Source organism: Brevundimonas sp., from assembly GCF_032017145.1.
Classification (GTDB): domain Bacteria; phylum Pseudomonadota; class Alphaproteobacteria; order Caulobacterales; family Caulobacteraceae; genus Brevundimonas.
The window spans coordinates 21,699-39,123 of the sequence record NZ_DALZQC010000020.1; the positions used below are offsets into that span (position 1 = coordinate 21,699).

At 67.4% G+C, this 17,425-nt stretch carries 14 protein-coding genes; 4 read left to right on the forward strand and 10 right to left on the reverse strand.

Annotated elements, in window-relative coordinates:
* Positions 1–48: 48 nt before the first annotated feature.
* Together RTU05_RS05585 and RTU05_RS05590 are read left to right on the forward strand one after the other, a co-directional pair.
* On the forward strand, positions 49–1,701 hold the full coding sequence (locus tag RTU05_RS05585) for a CTP synthase (protein WP_312596454.1): 1,653 nt from the start codon (positions 49–51) through the stop codon (positions 1,699–1,701).
* 104 nt (positions 1,702–1,805) lie between these two features.
* Entirely contained in the window at positions 1,806–1,964 is a 159-nt protein-coding gene (locus RTU05_RS05590) for a hypothetical protein (protein ID WP_312596455.1), read from the forward strand.
* Here RTU05_RS05590 and RTU05_RS05595 read toward each other — a convergent pair.
* The 3 genes from RTU05_RS05595 to RTU05_RS05605 all read right to left on the reverse strand — a co-directional run bounded on the left by RTU05_RS05595 (position 1,961) and on the right by RTU05_RS05605 (position 6,604).
* The gene (locus tag RTU05_RS05595; protein ID WP_312596456.1) at positions 1,961–2,524 is read right to left on the reverse strand and encodes an N-acetyltransferase family protein; all 564 of its coding nucleotides are present in this window, start codon (positions 2,522–2,524) and stop codon (positions 1,961–1,963) included. The two genes, RTU05_RS05590 and RTU05_RS05595, sit on opposite strands and share 4 nt — an antisense overlap.
* Complete coding sequence (locus tag RTU05_RS05600) at positions 2,521–4,740, reverse strand: S9 family peptidase (protein ID WP_312596457.1); 2,220 nt, start codon at positions 4,738–4,740, stop codon at positions 2,521–2,523. The genes RTU05_RS05595 and RTU05_RS05600 overlap by 4 nt, the downstream gene beginning before the upstream one ends.
* 79 nt (positions 4,741–4,819) lie before the next feature.
* On the reverse strand, positions 4,820–6,604 hold the full coding sequence (locus RTU05_RS05605; protein WP_312596458.1) for an acyl-CoA dehydrogenase: 1,785 nt from the start codon (positions 6,602–6,604) through the stop codon (positions 4,820–4,822).
* 119 nt (positions 6,605–6,723) lie between these two features.
* Here RTU05_RS05605 and RTU05_RS05610 point away from each other — a divergent pair, with 119 nt between their 5' ends.
* Complete coding sequence (locus RTU05_RS05610; protein WP_312596459.1) at positions 6,724–7,275, forward strand: cytochrome b; 552 nt, start codon at positions 6,724–6,726, stop codon at positions 7,273–7,275.
* A complete protein-coding gene (locus RTU05_RS05615) occupies positions 7,272–8,189 on the forward strand; it encodes an L-threonylcarbamoyladenylate synthase (protein ID WP_312596460.1) in 918 nt (305 codons plus the stop codon). The genes RTU05_RS05610 and RTU05_RS05615 overlap by 4 nt, the downstream gene beginning before the upstream one ends.
* Here RTU05_RS05615 and RTU05_RS05620 read toward each other — a convergent pair.
* The 7 genes from RTU05_RS05620 to metC form a co-directional block, all read right to left on the reverse strand.
* On the reverse strand, positions 8,186–9,253 hold the full coding sequence (locus tag RTU05_RS05620) for a patatin-like phospholipase family protein (RefSeq protein WP_312596461.1): 1,068 nt from the start codon (positions 9,251–9,253) through the stop codon (positions 8,186–8,188). The two genes, RTU05_RS05615 and RTU05_RS05620, sit on opposite strands and share 4 nt — an antisense overlap.
* 33 nt (positions 9,254–9,286) lie before the next feature.
* Positions 9,287–10,129, reverse strand: a complete 843-nt coding sequence (locus RTU05_RS05625; RefSeq protein WP_312596462.1) for a 3-hydroxybutyrate dehydrogenase — start codon at positions 10,127–10,129, stop codon at positions 9,287–9,289.
* A gap of 53 nt (positions 10,130–10,182) precedes the next feature.
* The gene (yaaA, locus tag RTU05_RS05630; RefSeq protein WP_312596463.1) at positions 10,183–10,953 is read right to left on the reverse strand and encodes a peroxide stress protein YaaA; all 771 of its coding nucleotides are present in this window, start codon (positions 10,951–10,953) and stop codon (positions 10,183–10,185) included.
* Positions 10,954–11,176: 223 nt separating this feature from the next.
* Positions 11,177–12,589 carry an FAD-binding oxidoreductase gene (locus tag RTU05_RS05635; RefSeq protein WP_312596464.1) on the reverse strand — a complete coding sequence of 471 codons (1,413 nt, stop codon included), beginning with the start codon at positions 12,587–12,589 and terminating at the stop codon, positions 11,177–11,179.
* A gap of 49 nt (positions 12,590–12,638) precedes the next feature.
* Positions 12,639–14,723 carry a DNA topoisomerase IV subunit B gene (locus RTU05_RS05640; protein WP_312596465.1) on the reverse strand — a complete coding sequence of 695 codons (2,085 nt, stop codon included), beginning with the start codon at positions 14,721–14,723 and terminating at the stop codon, positions 12,639–12,641.
* Entirely contained in the window at positions 14,698–16,044 is a 1,347-nt protein-coding gene (locus RTU05_RS05645) for an O-antigen ligase family protein (protein ID WP_312596466.1), read from the reverse strand. Before RTU05_RS05645 ends, RTU05_RS05640 begins: the two co-directional genes overlap by 26 nt.
* Before the next feature lie 23 nt (positions 16,045–16,067).
* Positions 16,068–17,246 (reverse strand): cystathionine beta-lyase, encoded by a 1,179-nt coding sequence (gene metC, locus RTU05_RS05650; RefSeq protein WP_312596467.1) that lies wholly within the window; start codon positions 17,244–17,246, stop codon positions 16,068–16,070.
* Positions 17,247–17,425 lie beyond the last annotated feature (179 nt).

A 17,425-nucleotide genomic window follows, 5' to 3' on the forward strand; every position in this document is an offset into this window, starting at 1 on the left:
GCCGCGGGCCATGCGCCGTTCGCGAATCATGGAGTAAGGTGTCCTCCCATGGCTCGCTATGTGTTCATCACCGGCGGCGTGGTTTCCTCGCTAGGAAAAGGCCTCGCCTCCGCCGCTCTCGGCGCTCTTCTGCAGGCGCGCGGCTACAAGGTCCGCCTGCGCAAGCTGGACCCCTATCTGAACGTCGATCCGGGCACGATGAGCCCGTATCAGCACGGCGAGGTCTTTGTGACCGACGACGGCGCCGAGACCGACCTGGACCTGGGCCACTACGAGCGGTTCACCGGCGTCTCGGCGGCCAAGTCCGACAACATCACCACGGGCCGTATCTATTCGACCATCTTGGAGAAGGAGCGTCGCGGCGACTATCTGGGCGCGACCGTGCAGGTGATTCCGCACGTCACGGATCAGATCAAATCCTTCTGCCTGACGCCGGCCCTGACCGACGAAGGCGACGACGTCGATTTCGTCCTGGTTGAAATCGGCGGCACGGTCGGCGACATCGAGGGGTTGCCCTTCTTCGAGGCGATCCGTCAGCTGGGGCAGGACCTGCCGCGTGGCCAGTCGTGCTTCGTCCACCTGACGCTGCTGCCCTTCATCAAGACCGCCGGCGAGATGAAGACCAAGCCGACGCAGCATTCGGTCAAGGAACTGCGCTCCATCGGCATCCAGCCCGACATCCTGCTGTGCCGCTGCGAACAGCCTATCCCGGCTGAGGAAAAGCGCAAGATCGGCCAGTTCTGCAATGTGCGTGAAAGCGGCGTGATCCAGGCGATGGACTCGGCCGACATCTACGCCGTGCCGCTGGACTATCACCGCGAAGGTCTGGACCGCGAAGTTCTGGCCCATTTCGGCATCACGGACGCGCCGGAGCCGGACTTAACCCGCTGGCAGGAAATCTCTCGCCGTCGCCTGCATCCCGATGGCGAAGTCACCATCGCCGTGGTCGGCAAATATACGGTCCTGAAGGACGCCTATAAGTCGCTGATCGAGGCCCTGCATCACGGGGGCGTGGCCAACAACGTCAAGGTCAATATCGATTGGGTCGAGGCCGACACCTTCGAAGGCGATCCCGAGGCCTGCGAGGAGCGGCTGCAGGGCGCCCACGCGGTCCTGGTTCCCGGCGGTTTCGGCGAGCGCGGGTCGGAAGGCAAGATCGAGGCGGCCCGCTTCGCCCGCGAACGCAACATCCCCTATTTCGGCATCTGCTTCGGCATGCAGATGGCGGTGATCGAGGCGGCGCGGAACCTGGCCGGCTATCCCAAGGCGTCCTCGACCGAGTTCGGCCCGACGGACGAGCCGGTCGTCGGCCTGATGACCGAATGGACGCAAGGCAACCAGCGCGTCCTGCGCCAGCAGGGCGGGGACTTGGGCGGCACCATGCGTCTGGGAGCCTATGATTCGACCCTGACGGCGGGATCAAAGATCGCGGAGATTTACGGCGCGACCGCCATCAGCGAACGGCACCGCCACCGCTACGAGGTCAATATCAACTATCGCGAGGCGATCGAGGCCAAGGCGGGGTTGGTCTTCGCCGGCCTGTCGCCCGATGGCGTCTTGCCCGAAACGGTCGAACGCCCCGACCATCCGTGGTTCATTGGCGTTCAGTATCACCCCGAGCTGAAAAGCCGCCCCTTCGCGCCGCACCCTCTGTTCGCCAGCTTCATCGGCGCGGCCGTGGTGCAGAGTCGCCTGGTGTGACCTAACGACGTTCACGGACCTGCGATTCCGCCAGGCGCGACTTTTGCGTTAAGGTGAACGGAACGGATCGATTTGGCACGATCCGAGATGGCGCGGGACCGTCGATGATCGGCGAGATGCTTTATCACCTGCACCGGCATGTCCGACTGGTGCTGATCGCCGGCGGGCTGATGTTCGTCATCGGCGTGGCGCTGCTCGGCTATGAGGCGGTGCGGCACAGGGATGATCGGTCGAACCGGCCCGTGGCGTCGTCGCAGGCTTAGCCGGGCTTCTTGTCCACCAACGGAAGGCCTGGCGCGTCCGGCGACGAATTTCGGCCCTGGCCCAAGGCCCGCTGCATGAAGACCACATCGCGCCAGTCGCCGTGCTTCCATCCGGCCGCCTTGAAGACGCCGGCGTCAAGGAAGCCGCAGGCTCGGTGCAGGGCGATGGAGCCGAGGTTTTCCGAATCGCCGATGACCGCGACCATCTGACGAAGCCCCATCGCCTCGCAGCGCTGGATCAGACTATCGAGCAGGGCGCCGGCGACGCCCTGTCCGCGCGCCCATGGCGATACATAGATCGAGTCCTCGACCATGTAGCGATAGGCTTGGCGCGTGCGGAACGGCGCGGCGTAGGCGTAGCCGGCGACCCGGCCGCCGATTTCGGCGACCAGGCGGGGCAGACCCAGGGTTTCGACCGCCGCCAGACGTGACGCCATCTCGGCCTGGTCAGGCGGTTCCAACTCGAACGTGCCGAGCCCGTTCGCGACGCTCTCGGCGTAGATGGCGGTGATAGGGGCGATGTCGTCGGGACGGGCGTCGCGGACCGTGGGCGCGCTCACGCGGTCTTCCAACCCTTTTCTATGGCCCAGACGGCGAAGGCGTAGTCGTGGGCGACCTCCTTCAGATAGTCGAACCGCCCGGCCGCGCCGCCGTGGCCGGCCTCCATGTTGATCTTCAGCAGCACCGGCTTGCCCGAGGTCGTGGCGGGCCGCAGCTTGGCGACCCACTTCTCCGGCTCCCAATAGGTGACGCGCGGATCGGACAGGCCGCCGGTGGCCAGCACCGCCGGATAGGCTTTCGGCGCGACCTGATCGTAGGGGCTGTAGCTGAGCATATAGTCGTAGGCGTCCGCATCCTCGATCGGATTGCCCCATTCGGGCCATTCGGGCGGCGTCAGCGGCAGGGAGGTGTCGCTCATGGTGTTGATGACGTCCACGAAGGGCACTTGGCCGATCACGCCGGCCCACAGGTCGGGCCGCATATTGGTGACGGCGCCCATCAGCAGGCCGCCCGCCGATCCGCCCTGGGCGACGATGTGGCCGGTCGTCGCGTATTTGCGGTCGATCAGATGTTCGGCGGCCGCGATGAAGTCGGTGAAGGTGTTCTTCTTCGTCATCTTCCGGGCGTCGAGGAACCAGCCCCAGCCCTTGTCTGATCCGCCCCGGATATGGGCGATGGCGTAGATCCAGCCGCGATCCACCAGCGACAGCCGGTTGGTCGAGAAGCTGGCTGGCATGGGAATGCCATAGGAGCCATAGCCGTAGAGCAGCAGCGGCGCCGAGCCGTCGACCGGGGTCGATTTGCGGCGCAATACCGTGACCGGCACCAGTTGACCATCGGAGGCCGGAGCGTTCAGCCGTTCGACGACATAGTCTTCGACGTTGTGACCGGACGGAATCTGCTGGGTCTTGCGAAGCGTCCGTTCGCGCGTCCCCATGTCGTAGTCGAAGGTCTGGGTCGGGGTGGACGGCGAATTGTAGGCGTAGCGGGTGGTCGTCGTGTCGAACTCCGACGCCCCGGCCAGCGACAGGGCGAAGGCCGGCTCGTTGACCGCGATCTCATGCTCGTCGCCGGCCCGGTCGCGGATGATGATGCGGGTGTTGGCGTCGGCGCGTTCCTGGCGGGCCAGATGGCCGGAGGTCAGGTCCAGCCCTTCGATGAAGCGGCCGGGCGTATGGGCGACCAGATCGGTCCAGTTCGCCCTCGACGGCGTGGCGGTCGGGGCCTGGACGATCTTGAAGTCGATGGCGTCGTCGGCGTTGGTGCGGATCACCCAGCGGTCGCCCCAGTGATCGGCGTCATAGCGAATGGCGACGACGCGCGGCTCAAGCACCACCGGCTCGGCCGTGGGTGTCGCGGCGGGGATGTAGCGGGCCTCTGACGTTTCCTGGTTCTGGATGCCGATCAGGATGAACTGATCGTCGGCGGTGCGGCCCACGCCGATGAACATGCCGTCGTCGGCCTCTTCATAGACCAGTGTGGTTTCGCCGCCGCGCGCCGGGCGACGGAAGATCTTGTCCGGGCGGCCGTTATCGTCGCGATTGGTCCAGAAGATCCACTGGCTGTCGGGCGAGAAGACGAAGTCGCCGGTGGCGCTGTCGATCACCTCGGGCAGAACCTCGCCCGTGGCTATGTCCTTGACGTAGATCTTGTGGACCTCCGACCCCTGGGCGTCTTCGGCATAGGCGAACAGGGTGTGGTCGGGGCTGTGCGAGGCGGCCGACACCTCCGAGTAAGCCTTGCCCTGGGCCAGGACATTGGCGTCCAGCAGCAGTTGCGGGGTTGGAGCCATGACGAAGTTTTTCGTGACCGGCTGGCCGTCCACCATCCATGTGCCCTGGCGTTCGACCCGCATATAGCGCGGGTGCTGATCGCCGGTCTTGTATTCGACGTAGTAGTTCCAGCCGCCGTCCGGCGCGGGGACCGAACTGTCGTCTTCCTTGATCCGGCCGCGCATCTCGGCGAACATCGTCTGCTGCAACGGCAGGGTGGAGGCCATCATGGCCTCGCGATAGGCGTTCTCGGCCGTCAGATGCGCCTTGACCTCGGCCTTGATCAGGGTCGGGTCGCGCAGAACCGCCTGCCAGTTATCGTCCTTCATCCATTGATAGTCGTCGGTGCGGGTGCGGCCCAACTGTTCGATGACGACGGGAATCTTCTTGGCGACGGGCGGTTGGGGCATCGAGGCTCCGGCAGGTTGGCGGGCGAGGGCGGGGGCGGCCGAGGCGGCCAAGGCCGTGGCTGCCGTGGACATGATCACTTGCCGACGGTTCATCGGTCGCTCCCGCATTTGAAGGTCGAAGGCCGCACCTTGCGGGCCTCCGACGACGAAGGTCAATGAGGCGGCAAGCGGTTCAGCCCGCCAGCGCCTCGACCGACAGGCGTTGCAGCAAGGCGCCGCCCTGGCCCACGGCCGCCAGGCGGCTGGAGACGTGGCCCAGCACATTGGCGGCGTAGATTTCGTAGAGGTCCAGCTTGCCCTGCAGCCAGGCCGGATCGCCGTCCTTGGCGTCCAGCCGGGCCTTGGCCGCCAACGCGCCCTTGGCCAGCATCCAGCCGCCGACGACGTCGCCCAGCAGTTTCAGATAGGCGTCGGCGGCGGCCAGCACGTCGGCCGCCGCATTCGCATCGGCCTTCTGGTCCAGCAGCCACAGGGTGGCGTCCTCCACCGCCTCGATGGCCGTGGCGAACCGTTCGACGGGCTTGCCGGAATAGACCGCGCCGAGGTCGGCGAGCGTCGCCTTCATATCGGCGATCAGGGCCTTGGCCGATTCGCCGCCGTCCATCGACAGCTTGCGCCCGACCAGGTCCATGGCCTGGATGCCGTTGGTGCCTTCGTATATCGGAGCGATGCGGGCGTCGCGATAGTATTGGGCCGCGCCGGTCTCCTCGATGAAGCCCATGCCGCCGTGGACCTGCACGCCCATCGAGGCCACCTCGCACCCGATGTCGGTGGACCAGGCCTTGGCGATGGGGGTGAACAGGTCTTCGCGGCCCTTCCAGCGGCGGCGCTCCTCTTCCGTGGCCGCGTGTCGCGCCAGATCGGCGGCGACGCCGGTGGATAGGCATATGGCGCGGGCGGCCGAAATCTTGGCCTTCATGACACCCAGCATCCGGCGCACATCTGGGTGATCGAAGATCGGAGCATTGGCCTCTCCGGTCCAGACCGAGCGACCCTGACGACGTTCCAGCGCATAGGCCAGGGCGTGCTGATAGGCGCGTTCGGCGACGCCGACGCCCTCGACGCCCACAGCCAGACGGGCGGCGTTCATCATGACGAACATGTGGGCCAGACCCTGGTTCGGTTGCCCGACCAGTTCGGCGCGGGCGCCCTCATAGCTCATGACGCAGGTGGGCGAGGCGTGGATGCCCAGTTTGTGCTCGATCCCGACCGGGCGGAAGGCGTTGCGGTCGCCCAGGCTTCCGTCATCCTTGACCGCGAACTTGGGCGTCAGGAACAGGCTGATCCCCTTGGGCCCCTTGGGCGCGTCGGGCAGTCTGGCCAGCACCAGGTGGACGATGTTGTCGGTGGCGTCGTGATCGCCCCAGGTGATGAAGATCTTCTGGCCGTTCAGCGCATAGGTGCCATCGCCGGTCGGCGTGGCGGTTGCGGTCAAGGCGCCCAGGTCCGACCCGGCGCCCGGCTCGGTCAGGACCATGGCGCCGGTCCATTCGCCGGTGACCAGTTTGGTCAGGTATTTCGACTTCTGCTCGGGCGTGCCGACCTGCTCCAACGCCTCGATCGCGGCCAGCGACAGCATGGGGCACAGGCCGAACGCCATGTTGGCGGCGTGGACGGTCTCATAGGCGGCCAGCTCCAGCGCCTTGGGCATTGCCTGGCCTCCGGCCTCGACCGGGGCGGACAGGCCGGTCCAGCCGCCGGCGGCGAACTGGCGATAGGCGTCGGCGAAACCCGGCGCGGCCGTGACGGCGCCGTTGGCGTAGGTCGAGCCCTGCTGGTCGCCGATGCGGTTCAGGGGCGCCAGCACCTCTTCGGAAAACTGGCCGGCGGCCTCGATCACGGCGGCGGCGACGTCGGCGTCATAGTCGGGAAAGGCGCCGGTCGCGGCGACGTCGGCCATGCCGGCGACGGCTTCCAGGGTGAAGGCCAGGTCTCGAACGGGCGCGCGGTAGGTCATGGGTTTCCTCAATCGTCTTTGCGGCCTAAGTGCCGCGTCGAGGCGGGGTGTCGCAAGCGTCTTGGCGACGCGCCCCGTCTCTGCGCAAGGTGACGTAGTGCCGTCACGGAAGGGAAGCCATGGGCGAACCGCGAAATCGATATTCGACCGTGTCGCTGGTTCTGCACTGGGGCATCGCGGCGGCGGTCCTGATCCAGGTGCTGCTGATCACGGCGCACGAGAATACCCAGGGGCCGCTGTCTGGCCAGTTCGTCATGCTGCACAAGTCGCTGGGTCTGACGATCCTGGTGGCGACGCTGGTCCGCATCGGCTGGCGTCTGGCCAATCCCGCCATCGCCCTGCCGTCCGACCTGCCGCGCTGGCAGCGGCTGGCGGCGCGGGCGACCCATGTGCTGTTCTATCTGGCGCTGATCGTCATTCCGATGACCGGCTGGCTGGCGTCTTCGGCCGGCGGTCGCGACATTCAATGGTTCGGCCTGTTCGAATGGCCGTTGCTGCCCATCGGCGGGGGGCGAGAGGCGGCGCGCGGCCTGATGGCCGTCCATGGCCTGGCGGTGAAGGGGCTTTATGTCCTGATCGTCCTGCACGTCCTGGCGGCGCTGAAGCATCAGTTCATCGACCGGGACAATGTGCTGCACCGGATGATCCCGCTGATCCCGCGCCGACCATGAGCGCGACTCCGCAAGAGGCCGCAGACGCCCTGAAGGCCGGGGCGCTGATCCTGCTGCCGACCGAGACGGTCTATGGCCTGGGCGCCGACGCCGGCTATCCGAAGGCGGTCACGGCGATCTTCGAAGCCAAGGGCCGGCCGCGGTTCAATCCGTTGATCTCGCATGTCGCGGATGCGGCGGCGGCGGCGGAGATCGCCGTGTTCGACGCCAGGGCGCAGGCTCTGGCCGACGCCTTCTGGCCGGGACCGCTGACGATCGTGGCGCCTGCTCGGGATGCAGGGCGGGTCTGCGACCTGGCTCGCGCCGGTCTGGACAGCGTGGCGATCCGCGTTCCGGCCCATCCGATGGCTCGGGCGGTTCTGGCGGCGTTCGGCGGGCCGGTCGTGGCGCCTTCCGCCAACCGTTCGGGACGGCCCAGCCCTACGACCTTCGACGATGCGGTGGAAGAGACCGGTTTCGCCGTCGCCGCCGCCGTCGATGGCGGGCCGTGTCAGGTGGGGCTGGAAAGCACGGTCGTGTCGGTGCTGGACGGCCGTGTCGCCTTGCTGCGGCCCGGCGCGGTGACGCGGGCCCAGATCGAGACCGTGGTCGGGCCTCTCGCCGACAGCGGGGAGGGGCGCCGTTCTCCAGGACGGCTGGCGCTGCACTATGCGCCGGACGCTCCGGTGCGGATTGCAGCGGACGCCGCAAGGCCGGGCGAAATCCTGCTGGGGTTCGGCCCCGGTGTGGGCGAGGCGCGCTGGAGCCTGAGCCCTAACGGCGATCTGGCGCAGGCGGCGGCCAATCTGTTTCGGCTGCTGCGCGAGGCGGATCGCACCCGGCCGGTCGGCATCGCCGTGTCGCCGATCCCGGCGACGGGACTGGGCGAGGCCATCAACGACCGCCTGCGACGGGCCGCCGGTTTCGTCGGCTAACCGAAGCGGGCCTGCATATCGACGCTGGCGTGACGCCCGACGGCGCCCAGACAACTGTCCAGCCATTCGTCGGCGGCGGCGCGACCGCGCGTCTTCAGGTCGTTCAGGAAGCTCCATTCGGTGTTGAACTTGGTCCGCAGCGACAGGTCCGACAGCCAGCGATCCGCCTCGATGGCGTGCATGCGAACGTGGCGATATGGCCCCTGGCCGCCCACATCGATCTGACCCTGACCGATCATCTCACCCGCGATGGCGATGGCGCGAAGCTCGGCGACCAATGGGGCGTTGAAGACGATCTCGTTCAGTCGGTCCATGATGTCGGATGCGCTGCGGGGCGTTTCGTCGCGAGCCATGGGGTTCAGGGTGACCAGAAGCACGTCGTCAGGCGTATCCTCGCCCGTCAGAGGCCACAGCGGCGGATTGGTCAGATAGCCGCCGTCCCAATAGGGTTCGCCTTCGATCTCGACCGCCTGGAACAGGTGCGGCAGACAGGCCGACGCCATCAGCACGTCGGCGTTGATCTCGGCGGAGGTGAAGACTCGCGCCCGGGCCTGACGCACGGCCGTAGCGGCGACGAACAGCTTGATGTCGGACGCTTGGACGGCGCCGAAGTCGACGGCGGCCTTTAGAACCCGCTTCAGAGGATTGTGGTTCAGGGGATTGAATTCATAGGGGCTCATCGACAGGGCCAGCGTCTCGCCGGCGCGCCAGAAGAGATTGTCCTTCATCCAGTCCGGCGGCTGGGCGGCATTCCAGATGGCGCTGTCGCCGAAGACGTTGCGACCGCCCGACTGGTTCACCTCGCGCCACAGCCTGTCCAGGGCGGCCCGGCCGTCACCCGCGGCCAAGCCGGACACCAGGGCGGCGGCGTTCATCGCGCCGGCCGAGACGCCCGAGATGGCGCGAACGTCGAGCCGGTCATCTTCAAGCAATCGATCCAGCACGCCCCACTGGAAGGCGCCGTGGGCGCCGCCCCCCTGAAGCGCCAGACAGATCGGTCGTTTGCCGGGTGGCTGAGCGGTCGTGTCCGCCGGTTGGGGGGGCTTGCGTCTGAAGATCGCCATGTCGCCCCCGCGTCTGCCCCTGCCTATCAGACCTTATTGTGCGGTCCAGCCGCCGTCGATGGAGAAGCTTGCGCCGTTGGCCGAGGCGCCCAGATCGCTGACCAGATAGAGGAAGATTCCGGTCAACTCCTCGGTCGTCACGAACCGCTTGGTCGGCTGGGCGGCCAGGATGACGTCGGTCAGCACCTGCTCCTCGCTCATGTTGCGGGTGCGGGCCTGGTCGGCGATCTGTTTCGACACGATGGGCGTCTCGACGAAACCGGGGCAGATGGCGTTGCAGGTGATGTTGTCGCGCGCCAACTCCAGCGCCACGGTCTTGGTGAAGCCGACGATCCCATGTTTGGCCGCCACATAGGCCGACTTGAACGGACTGGCGACCAGGCCGTGGGCCGAGGCCATGTTGACGATCCGACCGCGCCCCTGGGCCTTCATGATCGGGATGGCGGCGCGCGTGGCGTAGAAGGCCGAGGACAGGTTGATGGCGATGATCTTCTCCCACTGATCGGCAGGGAAGTTCTCGACGGATTCGACGTGCTGGATGCCGGCGTTGTTGACCAGGATGTCCAGCCGACCAAGCTCGCAATGAGCGAAGGCGACCATGTCCGCGATCTGGTCGCCCTGGGTCATGTCCGCCGGATGATAGAGGACGCGCCGCCCGGACGAGCTCTCCAGATCGGCGCGCGTGCGTTCGATCTCGGCCGGATCGCCCAGCCCGTTCAGCACCACGTCGCCGCCCGCCGCCGCCACCGCCCGCGCCAGAGCCAGGCCGATGCCGGAGGTGGAGCCGGTGACGACCGCGACCTGACCGGACAGGTCGCCGATCTGGCGAAGCGGCGAGGCCTGGTCTTCAGTCGAGGAGTGAGGCCGTTCTGACATGGGTCCGCCCTTATGATCTTTCGGTCGAGACTAGCGGAATGGAGCGCCGGGGATCAAGAATTTCCCGACCTGATGAATATCCAGTCGCTGTCGGTCGATGCGGCCTTGTCGAAACGATAGCCGTCGCGATCAAAAGCCTTCAGGTCCTCGACCCGTTCCACCCGTTCGTCGATCGCGAAACGGGTCATGGCGCCGCGCGCCTTCTTGGCGAAGAAGGAGACGATGCGGGTCTCGCCGTTCTTTTCCTCGCGGAACTGCGGCGTGACGACCGGCAGGTTCAGCGCCTTGGCGTCCACGGCGCCGAAATACTCCTGGCTGGCCAGGTTCACCAGGGTCGGATCGGGCTGGTCGGCCGCGTCGGCATTCAACTGTTTGGAGATGCGGTCGCCCCAGAAGTCGTAGAGGCTGCTTCCGCGCCGGGTTTTCAGGCGCGTGCCCATCTCCAGCCGATACGGCTGGATCCGGTCCAGCGGACGCAACAGGCCATAGAAGCCCGACAGGATGCGGACGTGCGCCTGGGCGAAGTCCAGGGCCTCGGCGTCCAGTTCGCGCGCCTTCAGCCCTTCATAGACGTCGCCGGCGAAGGCGAAGGCGGCCTGAACGCCGTCGGTCGATTCGGATTCGAAGGCCTTGAACCGTTCGACGTTCAGGGTCGCCAGATCGTCGGAAATCCCCATCAACCGGCGCAGATCGGCCTTGGTCTGACGCCGGGCGGTCTTGGCCAGACTGTCGGTGTCTTCCATGAAGCGGCGGTCGGAACCGGGCAGGGCCGGGTCGGCCGGGGTGAAGTCCAGTCGCTTGGCGGGGGAAAGAACGATCAGCAAGACAAGGCTCCGTGTCGAAGCCGCCCACATAGGCCGCTTCGACGACGATTTGAACCGGGTGCGGCGACGGGACATCGTCTCCTCCCTGCGGAGCGGGGAGGTGGCTCAAAGCACAGCGGAGAGACGGAGGGCTCTTCACCGCATCACCATCGTCTGTGGGGCTTCAAGAGCCCCTCCACCGCTTCGCGGTCCCTCTCCCCACAAGTGGGGAGGACGCGTGGCTTCAGAAAAGCACCGCGGGGTTCATGATGCGGTTGGGGTCGATGGCCCGGCGGATGGCGGCCATGGTTTCGATTTCGAGAGGCGACTTGTAGCGGCGCACTTCCTCGGTCTTCAGCCGGCCCAGGCCGTGTTCGGCCGAGATCGAGCCGTCGTAGCGGGCGACGACGTCGTGGACGACCTGAGAGCCTTCCTTCCAGCGGCCGATGAAGGCGGGGATGTCCTGCCCGACACCCGGCAGGATGTCGTAGTGCAGATTGCCGTCGCCGACGTGGCCGAAGACCGAGATGCGGGCGCCGGGATGGAAGCGGTCCACGGCGGCGGAGGCTTCGTCGATGAAGTCGGCGATGCGGCTGATGGGGACCGAGACATCGTGCTTCCAGCCGCCGCCCTCGGGCTTGAGCGCCGCCGAATGTTCTTCGCGCAGACGCCAGAAGGCGGCGCGCTGGGCGTCGTTCTGGGCGATGGCGGCGTCGTTGATCAGACCCTCTTCGAAGGCGACCTCGAGCAGGCGTTCAAGCTGGACCTCGGCGCCGCCGGGCGTGCCCGAGGCGATTTCGATCAGGACGTACCAGTCGGGGGTCGATTCCAGCGGCTCGCGCGTGTCGGGAATGTTCTTGAGCACCAGTTCCATGCCCAGGCGCTTCATCAGCTCGAAAGCCTCGACCCCGCCGCCGGTCTCGGCCTTGGCGCGGGCCAGCAATTCGACCGAGGCGGCGGCGGTTTCCAGACCGACGATGGCCACGGCGCGCGACCGCATGATGGGGAACAGCTTCAGGGTGGCGGCGGTGACGACGCCCAGGGTGCCCTCGGCGCCGATCAAGAGCTGCTTCAGATCATAGCCGGTGTTGTCCTTACGCAGCCGCTTCAGGCCGTTGAAGACCTCGCCATTGGGCATGACGGCTTCGATCCCCAGCACCAGATCGCGCATCATGCCGTAGCGCAGAACCTGGGTGCCGCCGGCATTGGTGGAGATCACGCCGCCGATGGTGGCCGAGCCTTCGGCCGCCAGGCTGAGCGGGAAATAGCGGCCCGCCGCCGTCGCCGCCTGTTGGGCCTCCAGCAGGGTCAGACCGGCCTCGACCGTCATGGCGTCGTCCAGCGGGGTGACGTCGCGGATGGCGCGCATCTTCTTCAGCGACAGCAGGACTTCGCCGAAGGGAACCTGGCCGCCGACCAGGCCGGTGCCGCCGCCCTGGGGCGTTATGGCTACGCCCTGGCGCGCGCAGATGGCCACGGCGCGGGCGACCTCCTCCGTCGACCGAGGGGTCAGCAGGATCGGCGTATTCCCGGTCCAGCGATTGCGCCATTCGGTCAGGAAGGGGGCGATGACGTCCGGGTCCTGGGTCCAGCCGCCGGAACCCAGGGCGGCCTTCAGGTCGTCAAGGACGGCGGATGAGGGGGCGGTCGTGCTCATGCCCCCCTTGTGTCAGGCGTCGCCGTTCGTTGGAAGAGCCGCGATGGCGTCAGACGTCCAGTTCTTCCTTCACGAACTGCGCGTTTTCCTGAATGAACTGGAAACGGGCGTCGGCCCGCTTGCCCATCAGGCGCTCGACCAGATCCTGGACGCTGGATTCGGCGTCGGGAACGGTGATGCGCGCCAGGGTCCGCTTCTTCGGGTCCATGGTGGTTTCCTTGAGCTGGGACGCCATCATTTCGCCCAGGCCCTTGAACCGGCCGATCTCGGTCTTCTTGCCCTTGAACACGGTGGCCAGCAGTTCGTCGCGGTGCGCGTCGTCGCGGGCGTATTCGCTGAGCGGGCCGGCCGAAATCCGGTAGAGCGGCGGCAGGGCCATGAAGACCCGGCCCTGGCGGATCGTCTCGGGCATGACGCGGTAGAAGAAGGTGATCAGCAGCGCGGCGATGTGGGCTCCGTCCACGTCGGCGTCGGTCATGATGACGATCCGCTCGTAGCGCAGATCGTCGATGTTGAAGCGATTGCCGGGCTGGACGCCCAGCGCCAGGGCCAGGTCGGACAGTTCGACGTTCTGGCGCAGCTTGTCGGCGGTGGCCGAGGCCACGTTCAGGATCTTTCCGCGCAGGGGCAGGATGGCCTGGGTGGTGCGGTCGCGCGCCTGTTTGGCCGAGCCTCCGGCCGAATCGCCTTCGACGATGAACAGTTCGGTGCCTTCGGCGGCCTGACGGCTGCAGTCCGACAGCTTGCCCGGCAGGCGCAGCTTGCGGGTGGCGGCGGCGCGCTGGACCTCCTTGTCCTTGCGACGACGCAGGCGGTCCTCGGCGCGATCGACGACGAAGCCCAGCAGGGCGTTGGCCTGTTTGGGGCTTTCGGTCAGCCAGTGGTCCAACGGGTCGCGCAGCAGCTGTTCGACCAGACGCGCGCCTTCAGGCGAAGACAGGCGGTCCTTGGTCTGACCCTGGAACTCGGGATTGCGGATGAAGACGCTGATCAGGGCGCCGGCGTTGGCGATGACGTCTTCGGCGGTGATGATGCTCGCGCGCTTCTCGTTGGTCAGTTCGCCATAAGCCTTCAGCCCCTTGACCAGGGCGGCGCGGAAGCCCGCCTCGTGCGTGCCGCCGTCGGGGGTCGAGACGGTGTTGCAGTAGGACTGGATGAAGCCGTCGGCCTCGCCGAAGCCAATGGGCGACCAGGTGACGGCCCATTCGAAGGCGCCCGCCTCGCCCTGACGCTCGGCGCGACCGGCGAAGGTGGGGGTGACGGTTTCAAGCTGGCCGATGCGGTCGGCCAGGGCGTCGGCCAGACCGCCGGGGAAGTGGAGCAGGGCCTGGGTCGGGGTGGCGTCGGTGATCCGGTCCGGCGCGCAGGTCCATTTGATCTCGACGCCACGGAACAGATAGGCCTTGGACCGCGCCATGCGGAACAGGCGGGCGGGCTTGAAGGCCGCGCCCATGCCGAAGATTTCCTCGTCCGGCTTGAACCGGATCAGGGTGCCCTTCTTCTTCGAGGGCTGGACCTGCTGGATGGGGCCCAGGACGTGGCCGCGCGAGAAGGACTGCTTCCACTCGAACCCGTCGCGCCAGACGGTGACGTCCAGATGTTCCGACAAGGCGTTGACGACCGAGACGCCGACGCCGTGCAGACCGCCAGAGGTCTCATAGGCCTTGCCCGAGAACTTGCCCCCCGAGTGGAGGACGGTCATCACCACCTCCAGCGCCGACTTGCCGGGATGTTTCGGGTGGGGATCGACCGGGATGCCGCGCCCGTCGTCGCGTACGGACAGATAGCCTTCGGCGTCCAGATCGACGGTGATCAGCTTGGCGTGGCGGGCCACGGCCTCGTCCATCGCGTTATCGAGGACTTCGGCGAACAGATGGTGCAGGGCGCGTTCGTCGGTGCCGCCGATATACATGCCGGGGCGTTTGCGGACAGGCTCCAGCCCCTCCAGCACTTCGATGGACGAGGCGGAATAGCCGGTGGCGGCCGCCGTGGTCGCCGTGGCCTGAACAGGCGGGGGGGCAGGTATGGGGGCCACAACGGGCGCAGCCGCAGGCGGTGGCGTCACAACAGGCTTGGAAGGCTCGGGTTTGCGAGCTTCGGGTTCGTCGTCAAAAGCGAAGAGGTCGGCGGCCATTCACATAGTCTGAGGCGATTCGGGGCCGGTTCTGGTAGGCCCGTGCGGCCGGTCGAGCAAGCGGGGCGCGCAACGGTGCAGGATCGAAGGTCACGGCCCGCGTCAGAATGGCCAGCATCAGTGACCAGGGCAGGCTGGCGTGGTTCAGCAGCACGCTTTCGGACAGGCTGAGCGCCACGAAGACCGATAGATAGCCGATGCTCCAATAGCCCTCGCGCGCACCGAGGCCGTTGGTCCGGGCCAGGATCATGACGGCGGCGATGACGATCAGGGCCGCGACCGCGATCGCGCCGGGCCAGCCCAACTGCACCAGAAGGTCGATCCAGCCGTTGTGGGCGCTGGGCACCGGCCACTGGGTCTGGATGCGGATTTCGCGCGCCGGGACCGAGTCGACGCCCCAGAAGGCGCTGAAGCCGAAGCCGGTCCAGGGGCGTTCGGCCACCTTGCGCATCAGGGCCTCCCAGATCAGGGTCCGGCCGGTCAGGGAGGGGTCCTTGCCCAGGGCCTGGAGGATGGAGGCCGAGGCGACGTGCCACGCCCAGCCGCCGCCGACGATGCCGACCACTCCGGCCCACAACGCCACAATGGTCACGGCCGCGCCGCCTTGCTTCAACACCCACCAGCCGCCCACCATGCCGACGCCGATCATCAGGCACAGCAGGGAGGTCTTGGACTGGGTCGCCAGGACCAGGATGACGGTCAGGATCAAGGTCAGCAACGCGGCCCAGGGCTTGCGTCCATGGGCGGCGATCTGGTCGGCCGCCAGACAGGCGGCCGCAGAGACCGCGCCGACCACCATGACCAGGCCCATCTGGTTTTTCTCGTACCACAGGCCGCGCCAGAGACCGGCGTTGTCGAACTGGTGCACGCCCACCTTGGGATAGGCGAACACCATGATCAGACTGCCCACCGCCATCACCAGACAGGTGTGCATCAGGACGCGGGGCAGGGCGGCGCCACGAAACACGGCCCCCAGATAGACCGCGAATGCGCTGTTGATCGCCATGGCGATGACGCGGCGGTCGGTGACTTCGGGGTCGATCGACCAGTATTGGGACACATAGGCCAGGGCGACCAGGGCGCCGACCATCAGCCAGGCGGGCCAGGCGCGGATCACCTTGTCGAAACGGAAGACGAGAAGGCCGGCCGTGACCGCATAGACCGGCAGCCAGATCAGTCGCAGCACCGGCGTCTCGGCCTGGTCCGGCGCGATCACGGGCGCGATCAGGGCGCCGGTCAGCATGAAGACGACGAAGCCGGCCGCCAGCTGTTCCCACAGCGGCGGCGAATCATCCGGGGGTTGGACGGGCGAGGCGCGCACGGACGGACAGTCCGTCGTCGCGCTTAAGGAAGGGTGAGCGCGGCGCGAAAGGCGCCCAGGCCGACCTCCAGATCGGCGATCAGGTCGGCCGGCTCCTCCAGCCCGATGTGCAGCCGGATCAGTTCGCCCTCCAGCGCCGGCGGATGGGCGCGATAAGCCATCTGGTGCGTCTCGTGCGTGATCAGGCTTTCGAACCCGCCCCAGGAATAGCCGAGGCCGAACAGGGTCAGGGCGTCCAGGAAGGCCTCGCCCGCCGCCGTGTCGCCGCCCTTCATCACCACGCCCATCAGCGAGGCGGCGCCGGTGAAGTCGCGGATCCACAGGTCATGACCGGCCGCGCCGGGCAGGGGCGGATAGAGGACGCGCGAAACCTCGGGGCGCGCCTGAAGCCACTCGGCGACCTTCAGGGCCGAACGCGCCTGTTCGGCATAGCGCAGCGGCAGGGTGCGAAGGCCACGCATGGCCAGCCAGGCGTCGTCGGGCGAGACGTGCCAGCCCAAATCCTCGATGGCGTCGGCGATGGCGCGGCGACAGGCGGGGGCGTCGACGGCGATGCTGCCCATCAAGACGTCGGAATGGCCGCCGACATATTTCGTCACGGCCTGGACGCTGACATCGACGCCGTGGGCGAGGGGGCGATAGGCCAGGCCCGCCGCCCAGGTGTTGTCCATGACGGTCAGCACGCCGCGCGCGCGGCAGGCGGCAGCCACCGCCGCCACATCGACCATGTCGAAGGTCAGGGACGCGGGCGATTCCATCAGCACCAGTCGCGTGCGGTCGCCCAGCGCCGCAATAACTGTCGCCGCATCGGCGTCGGCGGGCAGGAACCGGGTCGTGACGCCGCGCGCGGCCTGATAGCGGCCGAGGAAACGGCGGGTCGGCCCATAGACGGCGTCGGTCGTCACCACCTCGTCGCCGGGTCGCAGCAGGGCCAGCAACGGAACCGTGACCGCAGCCAGGCCAGAGGGAACCAGGAAGACCTCGTCGGCGCCTTCCAGATCGGCCAGGGCAAGACGAAGTCGCCGCGCCGCGCTGGTGCCCGAAAGTCCATAGGTCGGGCCGTCCGTCTCGTCGCGCATGACGGCGGCGGAGTCGTTGAGCATCGTCGAGGCGCGTTCCAGCGGGGGATTGACCGGGCGGCGGCCCTGACCCCGGCGCGTGGCGGAAGCGATCAGGCGGGTGCGGTCCGAATGCGTCGGCATGGGGAATCCATGGGTTGCGGTTCCGGGCCTAAAAGCCTCTAAAGCCTGCGTGGGCGCAAGCGGCGAGGGACCAAACGCGATGCGGTGCTGGATGATCGGGACGATGGCCCTGGCGCTGCTGGCCGCCGGTTGCGGACGCCAGGATGCGCCGCCCGCCGCCCCCGAACCCGCCGCGACGC

What these genes read in the sequence shown, in the direction of transcription:
- RTU05_RS05610 (WP_312596459.1), top strand. Translation starts at nt 6,724, where the DNA reads ATGGGCGAACCGCGAAATCGATATTCGACCGTGTCGCTGGTTCTGCAC.
- RTU05_RS05600 (WP_312596457.1), bottom strand. Translation starts at nt 4,740, where the DNA reads ATGAACCGTCGGCAAGTGATCATGTCCACGGCAGCCACGGCCTTGGCC.
- RTU05_RS05635 (WP_312596464.1), bottom strand. Translation starts at nt 12,589, where the DNA reads ATGAGCACGACCGCCCCCTCATCCGCCGTCCTTGACGACCTGAAGGCC.
- RTU05_RS05620 (WP_312596461.1), bottom strand. Translation starts at nt 9,253, where the DNA reads ATGGCGATCTTCAGACGCAAGCCCCCCCAACCGGCGGACACGACCGCT.
- RTU05_RS05640 (WP_312596465.1), bottom strand. Translation starts at nt 14,723, where the DNA reads ATGGCCGCCGACCTCTTCGCTTTTGACGACGAACCCGAAGCTCGCAAA.
- RTU05_RS05615 (WP_312596460.1), top strand. Translation starts at nt 7,272, where the DNA reads ATGAGCGCGACTCCGCAAGAGGCCGCAGACGCCCTGAAGGCCGGGGCG.
- RTU05_RS05625 (WP_312596462.1), bottom strand. Translation starts at nt 10,129, where the DNA reads ATGTCAGAACGGCCTCACTCCTCGACTGAAGACCAGGCCTCGCCGCTT.
- RTU05_RS05590 (WP_312596455.1), top strand. Translation starts at nt 1,806, where the DNA reads ATGATCGGCGAGATGCTTTATCACCTGCACCGGCATGTCCGACTGGTG.
- RTU05_RS05585 (WP_312596454.1), top strand. Translation starts at nt 49, where the DNA reads ATGGCTCGCTATGTGTTCATCACCGGCGGCGTGGTTTCCTCGCTAGGA.
- RTU05_RS05605 (WP_312596458.1), bottom strand. Translation starts at nt 6,604, where the DNA reads ATGACCTACCGCGCGCCCGTTCGAGACCTGGCCTTCACCCTGGAAGCC.
- metC (WP_312596467.1), bottom strand. Translation starts at nt 17,246, where the DNA reads ATGCCGACGCATTCGGACCGCACCCGCCTGATCGCTTCCGCCACGCGC.